This is a genomic window from Dactylosporangium siamense (assembly GCF_016862795.1).
Classification (GTDB): Bacteria; Actinomycetota; Actinomycetes; order Mycobacteriales; family Micromonosporaceae; genus Dactylosporangium; species Dactylosporangium siamense.
The window spans coordinates 262,956-279,279 of record NZ_BONQ01000083.1; the positions used below are offsets into that span (position 1 = coordinate 262,956).

Annotated in this window: 18 protein-coding genes, 1 tRNA gene and 1 pseudogene; 11 read left to right on the plus strand and 9 right to left on the minus strand. The window is 69.4% G+C overall.

Annotation, left to right across the window (positions count from 1 at the left end; genetic code table 11):
* The first annotated feature begins 160 nt into the window (after positions 1-160).
* A complete protein-coding gene (locus Dsi01nite_RS28110) occupies positions 161-610 on the plus strand; it encodes a pyridoxamine 5'-phosphate oxidase family protein (RefSeq protein ID WP_203849270.1) in 450 nt (149 codons plus the stop codon).
* A gap of 54 nt (positions 611-664) precedes the next feature.
* Here the strand turns inward: Dsi01nite_RS28110 and Dsi01nite_RS28115 are convergent, their stop codons facing one another.
* Positions 665-2,218: a peptide deformylase gene (locus Dsi01nite_RS28115; RefSeq protein WP_203849271.1), complete on the minus strand. Its 1,554-nt coding sequence runs from the start codon at positions 2,216-2,218 to the stop codon at positions 665-667.
* Between the two features lie 347 nt (positions 2,219-2,565).
* On the opposite strand from Dsi01nite_RS28115, the gene Dsi01nite_RS28120 reads away from it, so the two are divergent.
* The 5 genes from Dsi01nite_RS28120 (at position 2,566) to Dsi01nite_RS28140 (ending at position 6,305) form a co-directional block, all read left to right on the plus strand.
* Positions 2,566-3,393, plus strand: coding sequence for an IucA/IucC family C-terminal-domain containing protein (locus Dsi01nite_RS28120; RefSeq protein ID WP_203849272.1), 828 nt, complete (start codon positions 2,566-2,568; stop codon positions 3,391-3,393).
* A gap of 26 nt (positions 3,394-3,419) precedes the next feature.
* The gene (locus Dsi01nite_RS28125; RefSeq protein ID WP_203849273.1) at positions 3,420-4,292 is read left to right on the plus strand and encodes an MEDS and STAS domain-containing protein; all 873 of its coding nucleotides are present in this window, start codon (positions 3,420-3,422) and stop codon (positions 4,290-4,292) included.
* On the plus strand, positions 4,289-5,212 hold the full coding sequence (locus Dsi01nite_RS28130) for an anti-sigma factor RsbA family regulatory protein (protein WP_203849274.1): 924 nt from the start codon (positions 4,289-4,291) through the stop codon (positions 5,210-5,212). Before Dsi01nite_RS28125 ends, Dsi01nite_RS28130 begins: the two co-directional genes overlap by 4 nt.
* A gap of 254 nt (positions 5,213-5,466) precedes the next feature.
* The gene (locus tag Dsi01nite_RS28135) at positions 5,467-5,973 is read left to right on the plus strand and encodes an NUDIX domain-containing protein (protein WP_239136229.1); all 507 of its coding nucleotides are present in this window, start codon (positions 5,467-5,469) and stop codon (positions 5,971-5,973) included.
* 164 nt (positions 5,974-6,137) lie between these two features.
* Entirely contained in the window at positions 6,138-6,305 is a 168-nt protein-coding gene (locus Dsi01nite_RS28140; RefSeq protein WP_203849276.1) for a hypothetical protein, read from the plus strand.
* A 259-nt stretch (positions 6,306-6,564) separates the two neighbouring features.
* Here the strand turns inward: Dsi01nite_RS28140 and Dsi01nite_RS28145 are convergent.
* A tRNA-Ser gene (locus tag Dsi01nite_RS28145) sits at positions 6,565-6,652 on the minus strand.
* A gap of 207 nt (positions 6,653-6,859) precedes the next feature.
* Between Dsi01nite_RS28145 and Dsi01nite_RS28150 the strand changes: the two genes are divergently transcribed.
* Positions 6,860-7,450, plus strand: a complete 591-nt coding sequence (locus tag Dsi01nite_RS28150) for a hypothetical protein (protein ID WP_203849277.1) — start codon at positions 6,860-6,862, stop codon at positions 7,448-7,450.
* Positions 7,451-7,465: 15 nt separating this feature from the next.
* Complete coding sequence (locus tag Dsi01nite_RS28155; RefSeq protein ID WP_203849278.1) at positions 7,466-8,422, plus strand: NAD(P)H-quinone oxidoreductase; 957 nt, start codon at positions 7,466-7,468, stop codon at positions 8,420-8,422.
* Positions 8,423-8,465: 43 nt separating this feature from the next.
* Here the strand turns inward: Dsi01nite_RS28155 and soxR are convergent, their stop codons facing one another.
* Both soxR and Dsi01nite_RS28165 read right to left on the minus strand, forming a co-directional pair.
* Complete coding sequence (gene soxR, locus Dsi01nite_RS28160) at positions 8,466-8,912, minus strand: redox-sensitive transcriptional activator SoxR (RefSeq protein ID WP_203849279.1); 447 nt, start codon at positions 8,910-8,912, stop codon at positions 8,466-8,468.
* Positions 8,913-8,917: 5 nt separating this feature from the next.
* Positions 8,918-9,616: a glycosyltransferase family 2 protein gene (locus Dsi01nite_RS28165; RefSeq protein ID WP_203849280.1), complete on the minus strand. Its 699-nt coding sequence runs from the start codon at positions 9,614-9,616 to the stop codon at positions 8,918-8,920.
* Positions 9,617-9,719: 103 nt separating this feature from the next.
* On the opposite strand from Dsi01nite_RS28165, the gene Dsi01nite_RS28170 reads away from it, so the two are divergent.
* Positions 9,720-10,100 (plus strand): PPOX class F420-dependent oxidoreductase, encoded by a 381-nt coding sequence (locus Dsi01nite_RS28170; protein WP_203849281.1) that lies wholly within the window; start codon positions 9,720-9,722, stop codon positions 10,098-10,100.
* Between the two features lie 118 nt (positions 10,101-10,218).
* Here the strand turns inward: Dsi01nite_RS28170 and Dsi01nite_RS28175 are convergent, their stop codons facing one another.
* A complete protein-coding gene (locus tag Dsi01nite_RS28175; protein ID WP_033365012.1) occupies positions 10,219-10,428 on the minus strand; it encodes a BldC family transcriptional regulator in 210 nt (69 codons plus the stop codon).
* A gap of 663 nt (positions 10,429-11,091) precedes the next feature.
* The gene (locus Dsi01nite_RS28180; protein WP_203849282.1) at positions 11,092-11,931 is read right to left on the minus strand and encodes a DUF8083 family protein; all 840 of its coding nucleotides are present in this window, start codon (positions 11,929-11,931) and stop codon (positions 11,092-11,094) included.
* A 97-nt stretch (positions 11,932-12,028) separates the two neighbouring features.
* Here Dsi01nite_RS28180 and Dsi01nite_RS28185 point away from each other — a divergent pair, with 97 nt between their 5' ends.
* Together Dsi01nite_RS28185 and Dsi01nite_RS28190 are read left to right on the plus strand one after the other, a co-directional pair.
* Positions 12,029-13,087, plus strand: a complete 1,059-nt coding sequence (locus tag Dsi01nite_RS28185; protein WP_203849283.1) for a Glu/Leu/Phe/Val dehydrogenase dimerization domain-containing protein — start codon at positions 12,029-12,031, stop codon at positions 13,085-13,087.
* A 196-nt stretch (positions 13,088-13,283) separates the two neighbouring features.
* Positions 13,284-13,514: a DUF3073 domain-containing protein gene (locus tag Dsi01nite_RS28190; protein ID WP_203849284.1), complete on the plus strand. Its 231-nt coding sequence runs from the start codon at positions 13,284-13,286 to the stop codon at positions 13,512-13,514.
* 138 nt (positions 13,515-13,652) lie between these two features.
* Here the strand turns inward: Dsi01nite_RS28190 and amcA are convergent, their stop codons facing one another.
* The 3 genes and pseudogenes from amcA to purM all read right to left on the minus strand — a co-directional run bounded on the left by amcA (position 13,653) and on the right by purM (position 16,276).
* Positions 13,653-13,790: a multiple cyclophane-containing RiPP AmcA gene (gene amcA / locus Dsi01nite_RS28195; protein WP_373318852.1), complete on the minus strand. Its 138-nt coding sequence runs from the start codon at positions 13,788-13,790 to the stop codon at positions 13,653-13,655.
* Between the two features lie 33 nt (positions 13,791-13,823).
* Positions 13,824-14,925, minus strand: a pseudogene (gene amcB, locus Dsi01nite_RS28200) (cyclophane-forming radical SAM peptide maturase AmcB); the annotation flags it as partial.
* 196 nt (positions 14,926-15,121) lie between these two features.
* Positions 15,122-16,276, minus strand: a complete 1,155-nt coding sequence (gene purM / locus Dsi01nite_RS28205; RefSeq protein WP_203849286.1) for a phosphoribosylformylglycinamidine cyclo-ligase — start codon at positions 16,274-16,276, stop codon at positions 15,122-15,124.
* Positions 16,277-16,324 lie beyond the last annotated feature (48 nt).

Sequence of the window (16,324 nt, forward strand, 5' to 3'; positions counted from 1 at the left end):
TCTCGTGTCGGTCGCTTGTTTTCCCCTCGACGCGCCGCTAGTGGGCACTGGACACGGGGGTGTCCAGGGGGCCGTTCGGCTGTGTCGCACTGACTGTCCGGTCGTCTCACGGACCCGGTGTTTGGCTGACCGCAGGCGTTCGTTCTCCCGGAGGTGCACCGTGCCGACACTGTCCGACCACGAGGTCCGTTCCGAGCTCGATGACCGGATGCAGAACTTCGTCCGCCGTCAGGAGATGCTGTTCGTGGCGACCGGCGAGCCGGAGGACGGGCACGACTGCACCTTCGTGACCGGCGGCGCCGGCTTCGTGCGGGTCCTGTCGGTGAACCGGCTGGCGTGGCCCGAGTTCGACGACGCCAGCCTGTCCGACGCGATCTCCGACATCGAGCGCGACCCGCGGGTCAGCCTGCTCTTCGTCGACTTCGCCCGGGGCGCGATCGGCCTGCACGTCAACGGCAAGGCGAAGATCCTCGACGACGACGCCATGCGGCGGGCGTACCGGGCGCTCAACCTCGACCCGACCCTCGATCTGGTCTCGGACCGCCGCCCGTCCCGCTGGATCACCGTCTACGTGGAGTCCGCCTACATTTCGGCTGCGGGCGAGTTGTGACGCTTTCGCGTTTGCTGCGACGCTTTTCGCGTTTGTTGTGACGCTTTTCGGGTTTTAGGCGTAGTGCCACGGTTTGCCGGTTTGACGGTACTCCGTCGTCGGTACCAGTGGCGCGTCGTGCTCCATCCGGTCCAGGTAGAGGCGCCCGTCGAGGTGGTCGATCTCGTGGGCCACCAGGCGGGCCAGGGCGCGCTCGAACACCGTCGTGATCGTCGTGCCGTCGAGGCTCTCGCTCTGCACGGTGATCTTCAGCGGGCGCCGCACCAGCCCCCGGACGTCGAAGAACGACAGGCAGCCCTCGAACTGCTCGTCGGCGTCGCCGGACTCGGCCACGACCTTCGGGTTGATCAGCACGATCTGCTCCGCGTCAGGCTCCGCCGGGCGGATGACCGCCACCGCCAGCCCCGGACCGAGTTGCGGGGCGGCGAGCCCCACGCCCTTCACGAAAGGGTGCAGCGCCTCGATCCGGTCCAGCGCCGTGGACAGCTGGTCGATGACATCCTCGGCCCGCGCCGACTCCCCGGGCAGGTCCAGCCGGCGGACCGGCCGGTCGAGGCCGGCGTCGCCGCGCTGGATCACGCCGGCCGCGCGCATCGCGTCACTCGAGGCCGGCTGCACGAAAGGGGGCTCCTCCCAGTCGTCCGGCTGCTCCACCGCCCCCTCGGGCCGGGTGCCCCGGAAGCGCCACTCGAGGCGGTAGCGGTCGTGCAGGGTCGCCTGCTCGGTGTGCCACGAGAAGACCGCCCGCCCGTCGGCGGACAGCTCCTGGGTGATGGGGGTGCGCAGCGGCACCTCCTCCGCCGACAGTGAGGTCTGCACGCCCCAGACGACCGGCCGCATCCGCGCCGGGAACTCGACCTCGATGGTGAGCTGCCGGGTGGGCAGGCGGACGGTGCGCTGGAACCAGTGGCCCCACTTCTCGACGCTGATGTGCCACGAGTACGCGATGGTGGTGCGCTGCCCCGGGTACAGCGGGAAGCGCCCCTGCGCGTTCTCGAACAGCAGCCACGCCTCCTTGAGCGCGTCCCGGTCGGTCTTGGACCGCCAGTCCATGGGCTCACCCGCGCACGACGCGACCATCGCCAGCTCGTCCCACGACATGGGGTGGTCGCGGTGATGGCGGTTGGAGCGCGCGGGATCGTCCGGGTAGCGGTCCACGGAGATCCGCACCAGGTAGCGCGTGACCGGCTCGGTGCCGGCGTTGTACAGCGCACGGCGGACCGTGCACCGGTATTTGCCGTCGACGTAGGACAGCCGGGCGGTCTCCCGCTCGACGACCAGTCCCGTGCCAGGCGGCAGCCACTGATCCGGCACCGGCGGGTCACGGCCGGGCAGCCCGACCCGGCTCCGGGCGGTTGCGCGCAGTTCGTCGTATTCCTTGTACCGCTGCCAAACGGCGCCACCGCTCTGCAGGATGGCCTCGGCGCGCCGGGCGAAGTCCTCGGTGGGGCGGTGCCGGCGGGCCTCGACATGGCTCACGTAGGAGGCGTCGAACCCCATCGCGGCGGCCAGCTGCTTCTTGGACATGCCGCGCTCGATGCGCCACCGCGCGAACTCCGCGACGAACGCCTCTGACGCCCGCTGCACGGGAGAGTCGCTCGTTGTCATGTCCGGCCCAGCCCGCAGGGAGACGGCCCCTGCTCGATCAGTGTCCCTGGGGGACGCAGCCGAACAGGTCAAGCGGACAATTTGCCGACAAAAGGGTTGACAACACCACCTCATCGGCGTTGATCAACCTTCCGAGTTCAGCAACACGCTTGTGCAAAGTCACACAAAGTTACGACGGATGACAGACAATCCTAGAGTGGTTAGGCTTACCTAATCGCTGTATCGTGAGCGCTTGGCATGCACGTCTGGGGGTATCGGCCGGTGGTGAGCACCGCACACACGCAGTCGACGAGCGCCGCGCCGCGGCGCCCCCGCCGCGTGTCCCCCGGCCGAATCGGCGACCCAACGTGACCGCGCTCATCAGCCGCACGACCGCTGACCCGCTCGCGCCGGTGATCGCATCGCTCGCGCGGATGGGTATCCGGCACGGAAAAGCATCACTCCAGGGGCTGTCGACCGGACTGGTCACCGCTGACCTCCCCACTGGCACGGCGCGGTTCGACACCGGCCGGACGCCCGGCTGGCGCAACGCCGGCGAGCTGCTGACCGCCGATGGCGTCCGCGACTGGCTCGACGCCGCCGCGGGGCGCTGGAGCGCCCAGCCGCACGCGGCCGCCGCCCTGGCCTGGAAGTGCTACTCCTACTGGCTGGCCCTGCCGGCCGTGATCGGCTTCGCGACCTCGCGCCGCGTGCCGCTGATGACGCCGGACCACGTGCTGGTCCGCTTCAGCGAGCGGCAGCCCTTCCTCACCCTCGCGCTGCGCGGTCCGGTCACCGCGGTCCTCGCGACCGACCCGATCGTCGCAACCGAGACCCCCGGCCTGCTCATCGTCGAGGACGAGGACGAGCTGCTGGGCGTCCTGCGCCGCTCGCTGGTCGACGCGCACCTGGACCCGATGCTCGACGAGGTGCGCAAACAGGCCCGCCTCAGCCGGCGGACGCTGTGGGGCTCGGTCGCCTCCGGGATCTCCTACGCGATGTCCCGCGGGTTCGTCGCGCCGCCCGACATTGTCCTGGACACCACCCACCGGGTGCTCGACGCGCTCGACGCCGACGACCTCGTCGACCTGGCCGTGCGGGAGCAGGGCGGCCTGGACATCAAGCGGCGCACCTGCTGCCTGGCGTTCACCCTGCCCACCCCGAAGGTCTGCTCCGGCTGCTGCATCCGCCAGTAGATTCTTTTCCGGGGCCGCTGGGTAAGTTGAGGAACATCAACGACAGCGTCTCGACCAAGCACACCGGGCACGTCCGCCTGGGCGACCACCTGTGCCTGCCGTTCGCGAGCGATCTCGAGCAGCGCGAGGTGGTCTCCGCCTACATCGCCGACGGCCTCGTCCGCGGCGAGCGGGTGCTCTACTACTCCGACCGGACCGCGCCCGGCGCCATCGACGCGTGGCTCGACCCGCGCGGGGTCGACGGTGCCCTCGCGATGGCCCGCGGCCAGCTGGAGGTGCGCCCGGCCGCGGACGACGAGTTCGACCCCGACGTCCTCGTCGACGGCATCCGGCACGCGGTCCGCGACGCCCGCGCCGCCGGCTTCCAGGGCCTGCGCCTCACCGGCGAGATGAGCTGGGCCCTGCCCGACACCGTCCGCCTGCACGAATACGAGTCCGGGGTGGCCTCGACCGTCACCGGCTCGGACGGTCTCGCCGCGATCTGCCAGTACGACGAGCGCCTCTTCGACAAGGCGGACTTCAGTGGTCTCGTCTCCCTCCACCCCGGCCTGGTGAGCGTCGACCCGCTGCACGACGACCGGCGGTTGCGGGTCGTGCCCACCTACTCGCCGCGCGGCCTGCGCGTCCACGGCACCGTCGACGAGCTGACCGCCGCCCCCTTCGCCGAGGCGCTCGCCCACACGGCGGACTGGCCGGAACGGGTCGTCGTCATCGACTTCGCCGACCTGCAGTTCATCGACGTCGCCGGCATCCGCACCCTCGTCCGCGCCGCCGAGGCCCTCCCACCGGACCGGACGCTGCAGGTGCGCCACCTCGCCCCGACCCTGCGCAACGTGCTGCGGATCGTCGGCTGGGACAACACCCCGGGTCTGCTCATCGTCTCGGGGGGTGCTTCGTGACACTGATCCACCAGGCGCTGCTGTTCGAATCGCCTGAGCAGTTCCTCGCCGCCGCCCTGCCCTTCATCGTCGAAGGCGTCGACCGCGGCGACACCGTCCTGGCGGTCACCTCCACCGACAACACCCGCCTCCTGCGCGAGCAGCTCAGCGGCGCCGCCGACGAGGTCACCTTCCTCGAGCCGGCCGGCTGGTTCGACTCGCCCGGCCGCACCCTCGACGCCCACCACCGCCGCATCGACGCCCTCGCCACCGAGAGCGCCTTCCTCCGGGTCATCGGCGAGCCCGTCTGGGCCGGCCGCGACGACCTCGAGACCTCCGAATGGGGCCGGTACGAGTCCGTGGTGAACATCGCGCTCGCCGACTCCCGTGCCTGGGTCGTCTGCGGCTACGACCGCAGCAGCCTGGCCAGCGCCATCGTCGAGGACGCCCGCCGCACCCACCCCCGGCTCGCCGTCGGCACCGCCAGCGAGATCAGCGCCGACTTCACCGATCCCTCGTCCTACTACGCCTCGCGCGACACGCCGTTGACGCCGTACCCGACCACCGGCGTCGAATGGATCCCCGTCCACCCCGACCTGGCCCCGCTCCGGCAGTTCATCGCCGACCACGCCACGCGGCTGGGCGTCGTCGCCGACCGGATCGACGACTACATCCTGGCCGTCAACGAGATCGCCACCAACGTCCTGCGTCACGGCGGCGGCAAGGGTGAGGTCCGCATCTGGGCCACGGACCGCAGGGTCGTCTGCGAGGTCACCGACACCGGCACCGCCACCGGCAACTTCCTGGGCTTCCTGCGCGCCGGCCCGCACTCGGAGCGGGGGCACGGGCTGTGGATCGCGCGGCAGATCTGCGACCTGATGGAGATGCGTACCGGCTCCTCGGGGACGACGGTGCGGTTGCACATGCGGCGGTCGTTCTAGTTTCTTCGTTCTTCTATGTCGGGCTTTTCTTTGTCAGGCTTTTCTTTGTGGGGCTCTTCTTTGTGGGGCGGTGCCCCGCGCGGGCACCGCCCCTGACGTGCGTCCCGTGGACTACCCCCAGCGCACGGGATTCCTGCGGCGTGGGACCGTGTTGATCGGCCACCACCTCCCCCCTCGGTTGACGCCCAGTTACCTTTGCATTACGCAAGATGCGTTCACCATCAGCAGACCGGCGTACCCCATTGGATGGACACGTGACCGCCTCCTTCTTCGAAGCCGAAGGCCCGCCCGAGGCGGAGTTCCACCCCGGCATCGCCCGGCGCATGGCCCACAAGACGGTCGCCGCAGGTGCCCTGATCAGGGATCCGTCCGACCGGATCCTGTTCGTGGTGCCCAACTACAAGCCCTACCTGGACCTGCCCGGCGGCATCGTCGAGCCCGGCGAACCCCCGTCCGCCGCCTGCCGCCGTGAAGTACTCGAAGAAGTAGGGCTCGACCGCCCGACCGGCCGCCTCCTGGTCGTCGACTGGACCCCGGGCCGCGGCCCCTGGAGCGACCAGGTCCAGTTCGTCTTCGACGGCGGCATCCTCGACCCGGCCACTGTTCTGCGCCCCGCCGCCGACGAACTCACCGGCATCCAGTGGCTCCCCCTGGACGCCGCCCAGATCCGCGCATCCCTGCACCGCCGCCTGTCGTTGGCATTGACAGCACTCACCACCGGCACCCCGATCCACGCCGAGATGGGCCACCGCTACCTCTAGCGTTACTCAACGCTCCGTCACTACCTACTCGCCTCCGAACGGGGGAACCCGGACGGCCCCACACCCCTGCTGACCAGCGCAGGAGCACGACCATTCGTGTGCTGACGACCCAGCGCCCGACCGCGCACACTCTGTGTCGTGACACGGTTCATTGAGGAAGCAGCATGATCGGCCACACGCCCCGCCACCGGGAGCCCGGCCACACCGCCAAGATGCTGCGCAAGGTGCGCTGGCTCCGGGTGACGCACCCACGCCCGTCAACAACGATCACCCTGGACCTGGATCCCGCCTGCCGCACTGCCGCGCTGTCCTCCGCGGCGGTCGCGCCGTAGGACCGGCCCGACCAGACCGACACCGACGGTCGTGCTCCACACCCACCACCAATAGAAACGCCTATACCCGCGGAGGCGGCCCCGGTGCGACGGAGCCGCCTCCCGCAACGTTCCGGCGCGGCGCTCTTCGATGAAGAGCGTGGGCGGGAGATGAACCAGGTCCTGTAGGAGTTCCTCGAGTGAGACCGAGGACGGGCCGACGATGACGCCCGCCGAGCGGCGTTGCTGCTGCTCAGCGGGCGTTTCGGCCTGGTGCTTGCGGAGGGCGTGGGATTCGAACCCACGGAGACGCGGAACGCCTCACCGGTTTTCAAGACCGGCGCCATCGGCCACTAGGCGAGCCCTCCAGCGGAACGTCGACCAGTCTGCCAGATCGCCTCCGAGCGTTGGCGGTCACCCGTGTGAGGGACGCCGGACGTTCGGGGGGTGGTGGCGGACTGGGCGACCGCGACCAGATGACATCGTGACACTCCGCCTCAAATGCCGCGTGACATCAGCCTGACCTGCGCAGACTCAGGGCGCAAGTGAAAAACCACAGGCGGGGGGCCTACGGCATGCATCTGTTCTTCAACGATCCACGGGTCGCGTACGTCACCAGGCATCGGCGGATCGTGCGGCATCCGTTGATGGCGCTGGTGGCGGGTGGGGTCGGGGTGGCGGCGCTGGGTGTGGTGATCGGTGCGGCGGGGTGGGAGCCGCCACAGCAGGGCAGGCCCGCACCGCAGGCGGCGCATCAGGGGATGGCGATGCCCGATCCGGTGCAGGACGTCAACCTGTACGGGGTGCCCGCCGCGCCGCAGCCGGTCCTGGACCTCGGTGCGCCGCCGCGGTCGCTGGCGGCACCGGCAAAGCCGCAGCAGCCGGCGAACGCGAAGGCCAAGGCCAAGGCGAAGACGGCCGAGAAGACCAGAGCGGCCACAACAGCGCCCACAACCCAGCCACCGGTGATCCCCGAACCAACCGTGGAACCCACCAACGAACCCACCGCAGAGCCGACCCAGGAGCCAACGGCAGCACCGACGGCAGAGCCAACGGCGGCACCGACCCGCTGGCACCCGGGCGTACAACACGAATGGCCGCAGAACCATGGTCACTGGCCGTGGGAGCAGAGTCAGGCCGCGACGCCGGACGCCAGGCAGCCGTAGCGCAAAATGGTCGGCATGCGCGCGATCACGATCGAGCAGCCGGGCGGTCCTGAGGCACTGCGGTGGACGGAGGTCCCCGATCCGGTGCCGGCACCGGACGAGGTGCTGATCGAGGTGTGCGCGGCCGGGGTCAACCGGGCCGATCTGCTGCAGCGGCAGGGGCATTACCCGCCGCCAGCAGGAGCGCCGCCGTATCCGGGCATGGAGGTGTCGGGGCGGATCGTGGCGGTCGGGGGTGGGTCGCACCACTGGCAGGTCGGTCAGGACGTGTGTGCGCTGATCTCGGGCGGTGGGTATGCCGAGTTGGCGGTGGCTCCGGTCGGGCAGCTGCTGCCCGTGCCGCGGAATGTGCCGGTGGAAGACGCGGCCGCGCTGCCCGAGGTGGCGGCTACGGTCTTTTCCAACGTCGTGGACGTGGCGGGGATCAGGCCGGGCGAGACGCTGCTGGTGCACGGTGGCGGCAGCGGGATCGGCACGTTCGCGGTGCAGCTCGGCAAGGCGCTCGGCGCGCACGTGGTGACGACGGCGCGGCAGGGCAAGCACGAGGCGTTGACGCGGCTCGGTGCGGACCGGGTGATCGACTACACGGTTGAGGACTTCAGCGCGACGGTCAAGGCGGACGTCATCCTCGACATCATCGGCGGCGCGTATCTGGCGGGCAACGTGAAGGCGCTCAACGAGGGTGGCCGGCTCGTCGTGATCGGGATGCAGGGCGGCCGGAAGGCGGAGCTCGACCTGGGTGCGCTGCTGGCCAAGCGCGGCAGCGTGTTCGCGACGGCGTTGCGCTCGCGTTCGCTGGCGCAAAAAGCTTCAATCATCCGTGGTGTACGGGAGGAAGTCTGGCCCCTGATCGACGAGGGCCTCATCGGGCCGGTCGTGCACAGCAGGGTGCCGCTGCCGGACGCCACCGAGGCTCACCGGCTGATGGAGTCCAGCGAGCACTTCGGCAAGATCATTCTGACGAGGCCGTAGTTCATTCTGACGAGGCCGTGGATCAGTCCGACGAGGCCGTGGATCAATCTGACGAGGCCGTGGACAGGATCACCGGGCCGGGGCCGCGGGTGGCGAGCCGGTCGGCCGCGTTGGCGAGCTGGCAGTTGCTCAGGGACAGGCAGCCGCATCCGATGCAGCCGGTCAGCGTGTCCCGGAGCCGCTCCAGCAGCGCGATCTGCGCGTCGAGGTGGCCACGCCAGTTCCGGGACAGCCGCGCCCAGTCGGCCCGGGTCGGCGTGCGGTTGGCGGGCAGGGAGGCCAGCGCTTCCTTGATCGTCTCCAGGGGGATGCCGACCTGCGCGGAGATCCTGATGAACGAGACGCGGCGCAGCTCGGTGCGCTCGTAGCGGCGCTGGTTGCCGCCGGTGCGGGTCGAGTGGATCAGGCCGAGCTTCTCGTAGAACCGCAGCGCGGATGGGGCGACTCCGCTGCGCGCCGAGAGTTCGCCGATCGTGAGGAGCTCAGCCATGCGGGTCAGCGCTTGCGCGACGGCTTACGGACCCGCTCACGGGAGAGGATCCACAGCGCCTCGACGCCGTCCTTCCAGGTGATCTTCTTGCCCTCTTCGCGGGTGCGCGCGCGGTAGCTGATCGGCACCTCGTAGGGCCGGTGCCGGTTGCGCAGCAGCTTGCCCGTCACCTCCGCCTCCATGCCGAAGCCGGCGGAGCGGATCTGCAGCGACCGGTAGAGCTCGACGGGCATGAGCTTGAAACAGGTCTCGAGGTCGCCGAGATAGCAGTTGTACAGCATGTTCGCGGCAGTGGTGACCGCCTTGTTGCCCATGACATACCAGAAGGAGAACGAGCTGTGGCTGCCGAAGGTCCGATTGCCGTAGACCACGGTCGCGCGGCCGTCGAGCACCGGCTCGAGCAGCTTCGGGATGTCCTGCGGGTCGTATTCGAGGTCGGCGTCCAGGATGACCATGTAGTCACCGGTGGCGTGCTCGACCGCAGTGCGGATGGCTGCGCCCTTGCCCTTGTTCCTGGGGTGCAGCACGACGCGGATGCGCTCGTCGTGCAGTGCGTTCAGGATCTCGGCGGTGCGGTCCCGACTTCCGTCGTCGACGATGACAAGCTCGGTCTCAGTCGGGTAGTCCACGTCGAGCGCCTGCTTGATGGCGTCGGCGACCCGGACTTCCTCGTTGTAGACCGGCATCAGGATCGACAGTTTCATCACGATCTCCGAAGGTTCGGGCCTGGGAACATCAGACTAGCCTCCCATCACCCTTGCGTGTGATGTCCCCGCCTGGGGTTGCACACCTCGTACGGTGTGGCCTATGACGAGCGCAGCGAAGCAGTTGGGCGACGAAGCGTACATCGCGGTGACGACGTTCCGCCGCGACGGGACGCCGGTGTCCACCCCGGTGTGGGTCGCGGGGGACGGCGAGGCGTTGGTGATCTGGACCGTCGGCGAGTCCGGCAAGGTCAAACGGATCCGCAGGGACGGCAGGGTGACGGTCGCCCCGTGCACGGTGCGCGGCGTGCCGACCGGCGAAGCGGTGCCGGGACACGCGACGGTCCTCGGCGCCGACGGCGGCCGGACCGCGCGGGAGCTCATCAAGCGGAAGTACGGCCTGCGCGGCCGCCTGTTCGTCTGGATGAGCATCAGGCGGCGCGGCGCGGACGCGACGGTCGGCGTGCGGATCACGCTGGACTGAACGGCCGGCGTCGCACAAAGCAACGCGCTCGGATCACCGGGGGGTGACGATCCGAGCGCGTTGCGGGAACAAGCGTGTTGTTTTGGCACCTGAGGGAGGCGCGAGGTAGGGTTGCGCCTCAGTCGCCCTGGCGCTGCTGCGGGATCTGTCCCTGGAGCAGGGCGCGCACCTCGGATTCGCGATAGCGGCGGTGCCCACCGAGGGTGCGGATAGCGCTCAGCTTGCCCGCCTTCGCCCATCGGGTGACGGTCTTCGGGTCGACGCGGAACATCGACGCGACCTCAGCCGGCGTTAGCAACGGCTCAGGCTCATGCGTGCGAGATGGCATCGGTCACTCCTCCACAGGTACCCAGGAACGTCGGACGGGGTCCCGCCGGCCGACGCGTTTCCTATGGTCCGGCTAGTCCCCGATGTCCGACATGGGCCGAACGGCTGAAGGTCCCTGTATGGACGGATGATGAATAAGTGAATTTTCCCATTTTGATGACACGAAATGGGATAAAGCGGGACCGGATGTGACGCTGTGTGGGTGAGTCGATACGAATCTAGCTCACCCGACCGGGTGAGCGGTAGCCCACAAAGTCCTCCCAATAACCCATAACGGACACCCCTGAGGAGCGATTCGGTTGCTAAGGGTGACACCCGTTCGTGGCAGTAGGGATCCGGACATTTATCACCGCCGATGCCAAGATCCAGACCTCCGGCCGATGTCACCCGAAGGGGTTACCCGGACCCCGACCGATCCACTGACAGGCCGCGTTCCGCCGTCAATCACCGCCAGTGATCGCCCGGGCGACGGTGCGCCAGGCACCGGCCTTCCACTTGCGCGGTGGTGCGAATCCGAAATTCCGGGCCTAATAGCGCGGCGCTGGGCGGTGGGGTCAGCGGCGGCGGGTGGCGGAATGCCCGGACCGCCCAGGGTCGGCGCCGGGCGAGGACCGCGGCACCCGCACCCTGTGCCGCGCCCCCGGCCGCGGACCGGCGGGAGCGGTCAGTTGCAGCGCTCCAGCAGCTGCACGGCACGCCAGCGCTCGACCAGCTTCTCGTACACCTCGGTCGCCTCGTCGGCGTCGCCGCGCGCCACGCTCGACAGCCCCGCCGACACCAGGCCCGGCGAGTCGTCCTCGACGAGGGTCTCGTCGGAGAGCAGACCGACCAGGCCGCCGTAGTCCAGCTCCACGATCGACCGGGAGTGGAACTCCTCCAGCCACCGGGCGGTCTCCTCGACCGCGACGGTGATCGGCGCGTCGCCGATGGCGCGGCGCAGCACCGCGTATGCCCGGTGCGCCCGCCGGCGGGCCTTGGAGATCTCGGTGCGATAGCGCAGGACCCGGCGCCCGGGGCGCAGCGAGAGCTCCCGCTCCTCCAGGTCGACGAAGACAAACCAGCGCAGCGGCACGCCCCAGGTGGCGACCTGCTCGTGGACGCGGGGCAGACCGCGCTCCAGGACGTGGTCGCCGCTGCGCCAGTCGTCGACGATGGTCTGGGCCAGGCCAGCGAGGACCGGCGGGACGAAGGCGTCGGCGATCACGCTCGGCACGCCGTCGCGGGCGGTGAGCGCGGCCTCGGCGACGCGGATGCGCAGGTTCCAGGGGCAGACGAGCAGGGTGTCGTCGGCCTCCAGGACGTAGGCCTCGTCGGGAAGGTCGGGCAGGCGCGTCCATCCGGCGCCGAGCGCCTCGATGACCGCGGTCCGCTGGCGGCCGGGCCCGTCGGACAGCGCAACGGCCCGGCCCTCCTTCACGTAGCGACGCCAGTACAACTGGTGGTCGCGGTCGAAGGCGGCCAGCGGCTCGTATACCCGCAGGTATGACGCGAAGAGCGACGGCACGGCCCGATCGTCGCACGAAACTGTCGTCCATCGGTATTAGGGTCGGGTACACAGGCGCCGTCTCACGAGGATCGGCCCCACCGACACAGGAGCATCCATGGGTGTCTTCACCACCAGCCACGAGCAGGTCGTCTACTGTCACGACCGGCCGTCCGGCCTGCGCGCGATCATCGCCATCTACTCGACGGCGCTCGGACCGGCGTTGGGCGGGACCCGTTTCTATCCGTATGCGTCGGAGGATGACGCCCTGCACGACGTGCTCGACCTGTCGCGCGGGATGGCCTACAAGAACGCCCTGGCGGGGCTCGACCTCGGCGGCGGCAAGGCCGTGATCTGGGGTGACCCGGACAAGGACAAGAGCGAGGCGCTGCTGCGCGCCTATGGCCGGTTCGTCCAGTCGCTCGGTGGCCGGTATTACACGGCGTGCGATGTGGGCACGTATGTGCAGGACATGGACATGGTGGCGAAGGAGACCCGGTTCGTCACCGGACGCTCCGAGTCGCACGGTGGCGCGGGTGATTCGTCGGTCCTTACCGCCTATGGGGTCTTCCAGGGCATGCGAGCGGCCGCCGAGCACCGCTGGGGCAGCCCGACACTGGCCGGTCGGCGGGTCGGCATCGCCGGTCTCGGCAAGGTCGGCAAGCACCTCACCAAACACCTGATCGACGACGGCGCGGCGGTCGTCGCGACCGACGTCTCGGAGCGTGCGGTCGAGTGGGCCCAGTTCACATATCCGCAGGTCGACCTGCTCGATGGCGCCGACGAGCTGGTCGCCGCGGACCTCGATGTGTATGCGCCGTGCGCGCTCGGCGGGGCGCTCAACGACGAGACGGTGGCGGTGCTGCGCGCCAAGATCGTCGCGGGTGCGGCGAACAACCAGCTGGCTCACCCGGGGGTGGAGAAGCTGCTCGCCGAGCGCGACGTGCTCTACGCGCCGGACTATGTCGTCAACTCGGGCGGGGTCATCCAGGTGGCCGATGAGATCGAGGGCTTCAACTTCGCCAGGGCACAGCAGCGGGCCGGCCGGATCTTCGACACCACACGGGAGATCCTGCAGCTCGCGGCCGCTGAGGGGGTCCCACCGGCGGTTGCCGCGGACCGTCTCGCCGAACGGCGGATGGCCGACGTCGGAAGGCTCCGTACGATCCTGTTGTAAGCGTGACGACCACGGTCCGACGGTGGTGCTTACCCAACTGGTCCGGTCGGGTAAGCAACGCCACCGAATTGGTCAGCAGGGGCGAGATGCCGAAAGGTGCCCTCGACATGTACCGTAAGAGCCACGAGAGATGCCTGACGTTGTCGGGGCCTGCCGGTAATGGCTGCCCCGTAATTCTGTGCGAGGGGGTCGAGCCATGGGGCGCGGCCGTGCGAAGGCCAAGCAGACTAGGGTGGCCAGGGAGTTGAAGTACCACTCCCCCAACACCGACCTCGACGCGTTGCAGCGCGAGCTCGCGGGCAGCCCGAAGTCTTACGACGACTACGCCGGTTCCGGCGAGCAAGTCGACGATGAGGCCGACGACGAGGACGACGGTAACTACGACGACTCCTCCAGCGACAGCGATTGGCGCTCACGGAGTCGTTGATCATCGGTCAACCCGGCTGACGGGCACGTGGAGACCCCACGTGCCCGCGTCGTGTCCGAGGCGCCCGCGCGGTGGCCGTTCTCTCGACGGCGCACCGCGTGGGCGTCCAGGCACATCTTGATGCTTCTGGAGCGACCCTCAACGGGGACGGTTGTTCCAGTTGTAGAAGGTCGGGATGTTCTCGAAGTGGTTCCAGGCGCAGACGGCGTTCGCGCCGTCCTCACCACTCGCCTCCGCTCGGGCGGCCCTTGCCACAGCGGCCTCGTCGAGCAGCACACGAAGGCCGTCAGCGGCCCCGTGGACTCGCTCGGTGACCGGGTCAGCGTGCTCCGGCATGGTCCAGCACTCCCTCCAGAAGGCAAATCTTGCTGTTGCGGCAGTGATTCGTCTCGGTGCCGTCGAACCTGCCGTGCTCGAAGTAGCGGTTCGCCGCGTGGGCGCCGCCGCAGAAGCCGAAGTACGGGCACGTCGAGCGGCACGCCTCGACGCCGCGCAGGTACTCCGGCACCCATCCTGCGGAACCGGCAGCACCGGCCAGGATGGTGGCCAGGGACGTCTCCAGGACGTTGCCGGACGAGAAGTCGCCGTAGTGGGCGTCGGTGAACCCCGCCAGCTCGGGTGAGAGCAGGAAGACCCGGCCGTCGGCCGCGATCGTCGGGATCGGGTCGAGCGCGGCCGGCAGGACGTCGTCGGCACCGCCGGACAGGACCGCGCCGGCGTAGCGGAGGGTCCACTCGATCTCCCGCACGTGGATGCGCGGGTCGCGCCGCCACGCCGCCACGAGCTCGGCCCAGAAGGCGCGGACCGGGGCGGCGCCGAAGTCGTTGGCGCGGGCGTTGACGCCCTCCTGCTCCTCGATGTTGATCCCGAGGACGTCGCAGCCGAGGTCGAGGAAGTAGTCGTAGAGCCGGGTGGCGAGGCCTGGTGCCGGGCGACCGACGACGCACAGCGCCGAGAACGGGATCTCGTGCCGGCGCAGCGTCTCGATGCCGCGGAGGATCCGCTGATACGCGGGAGACCCCCCACGGTCGATCCGCTCACCGTTGAGGTCCGGTGGCCCGTCGACGCTGACACTGACATGCATCTGGTGCTCGGTGAAGAACTCGCACCAGGCGTCGTCGATGAGCGTGGCGTTGGTCTGCACGTGGTGCTCGACGCCCTCGAAGGGGGCCATCAGCTCGGCGAGCGCCGGGCGGCCCGCGGCCAGGGGCTCGCCACCGTGCCAGACCACAGAGAAACGGTCATTGCGGGCGGCCCACTCGTTGACGGAGGCCGCGACCGCTGCCGCCGTCGCCGGGCTCATCCGGTCGTTGCGGGACCGGAACGGCAGGTAACAGTACGTGCAGTCCAGGTTGCACAACGTCGTGGGCTGCAGCACGACATAGCCTGGGATCGGCGAGATGCCCCGCATGCCGTTCCACGACACCGCCCCGTCCTCCTTTTGGGCGTAGGGACGTGTCGCTTCAGCCTAGGTCTCTTGCCCCGTTGCGGTAAGACCCGGCGGATCAGATACGTGCGATTTGCTCAATCCCGCACATTCCGACAGCAGAACGGTTCAGGGCGCCGTCGCAGCGACTTCCGACGGCGCCCTGTCACTGAATCTCTGGTCAGCCCCGCGTGTGCGAGCCGACCATCTGCACCTGGCCGGTGCCCTCGATGACCTCGCCGACCTGCCAGGCGTCGAGACCGCGGCCGGCGAGGAACGCCAGGGTGCGGTCCGCGTCCTCGGCGGACACGACGGTCAGCATGCCGACGCCCATGTTGAAGGTGCTCTCCATCTCCATGTCGTCGATGCGCCCCTTGGTGCGCACGAGCTCGAAGATGGGCTGCGGGCGCCAGGTCGAGCGGTCGACGACCGCGTCGACGTGCTCCGGCAGGACCCGGACCAGGTTGCCGGGGATGCCGCCACCGGTCACGTGGGCATACGCGTGGACCTCGCTCTCGGTGATGAGGTCGAGGCAGTCCTTCGCGTAGATCCGGGTCGGCGTGAGCAGCTCCTCACCGAGGGTGCGCTGCGAGCCGAACTCGTCGATCACGCTGTCCAGCCGCATCCGGCCGGCGCCGAGCAGCACGTGCCGGACCAGCGAGTAGCCGTTGGAGTGCAGCCCGGTGGAGCGCAGGGCGATGACGACGTCGCCGACCTCGACCCGGTCGCGGCCGAGGATCTTGTCCTCTTCCACCACACCGACGCCGGTGCCGGAGATGTCGTACTCATCGGGGCGCATCACACCCGGGTGCTCCGCGGTCTCGCCGCCGAGCAGGGCACAGCCCGCGTAGCGGCAGCCGTCGGCGATGCCCGCGCCGATCTCCGCGACCCGGTCCGGCACGACCTCGCCGCAGGCGATGTAGTCGAGCAGGAACAGCGGCTCGGCGCCGCAGGCCACCAGGTCGTCGACGACCATCGCGACGAGGTCGATGCCGACCGTGTCGTGGATGCCCATGGCCTGGGCGATGGCGAGCTTCGTGCCGACGCCGTCGGTCGACGAGGCGAGAATCGGGCTCTTGTACTTCTTCAGATCGAGCCGGAACAGCCCGGCGAACCCGCCGATGTCACCCATGACCTCGGGCCGGTGGGTCCGGTGCACCTTGGTGCGGAGCAGCTCGACGGCCTTCTCGCCGGCGTGGATCGACACGCCCGCGTCCGCATACGTCACGGTGCGCCTGCGGCTCCTGCCGTTGCCGGCGGTCCACAACTGCCGCTCGGGGGTGCTGCCCTGGCCGGTCTCACCGGCCTTGTCGGCGCGCTCATCCACGTGCGTCACTTTCTCCCCTTTGATTGCCTCGGCGGCGGCCACCGCATGTTGCTATGG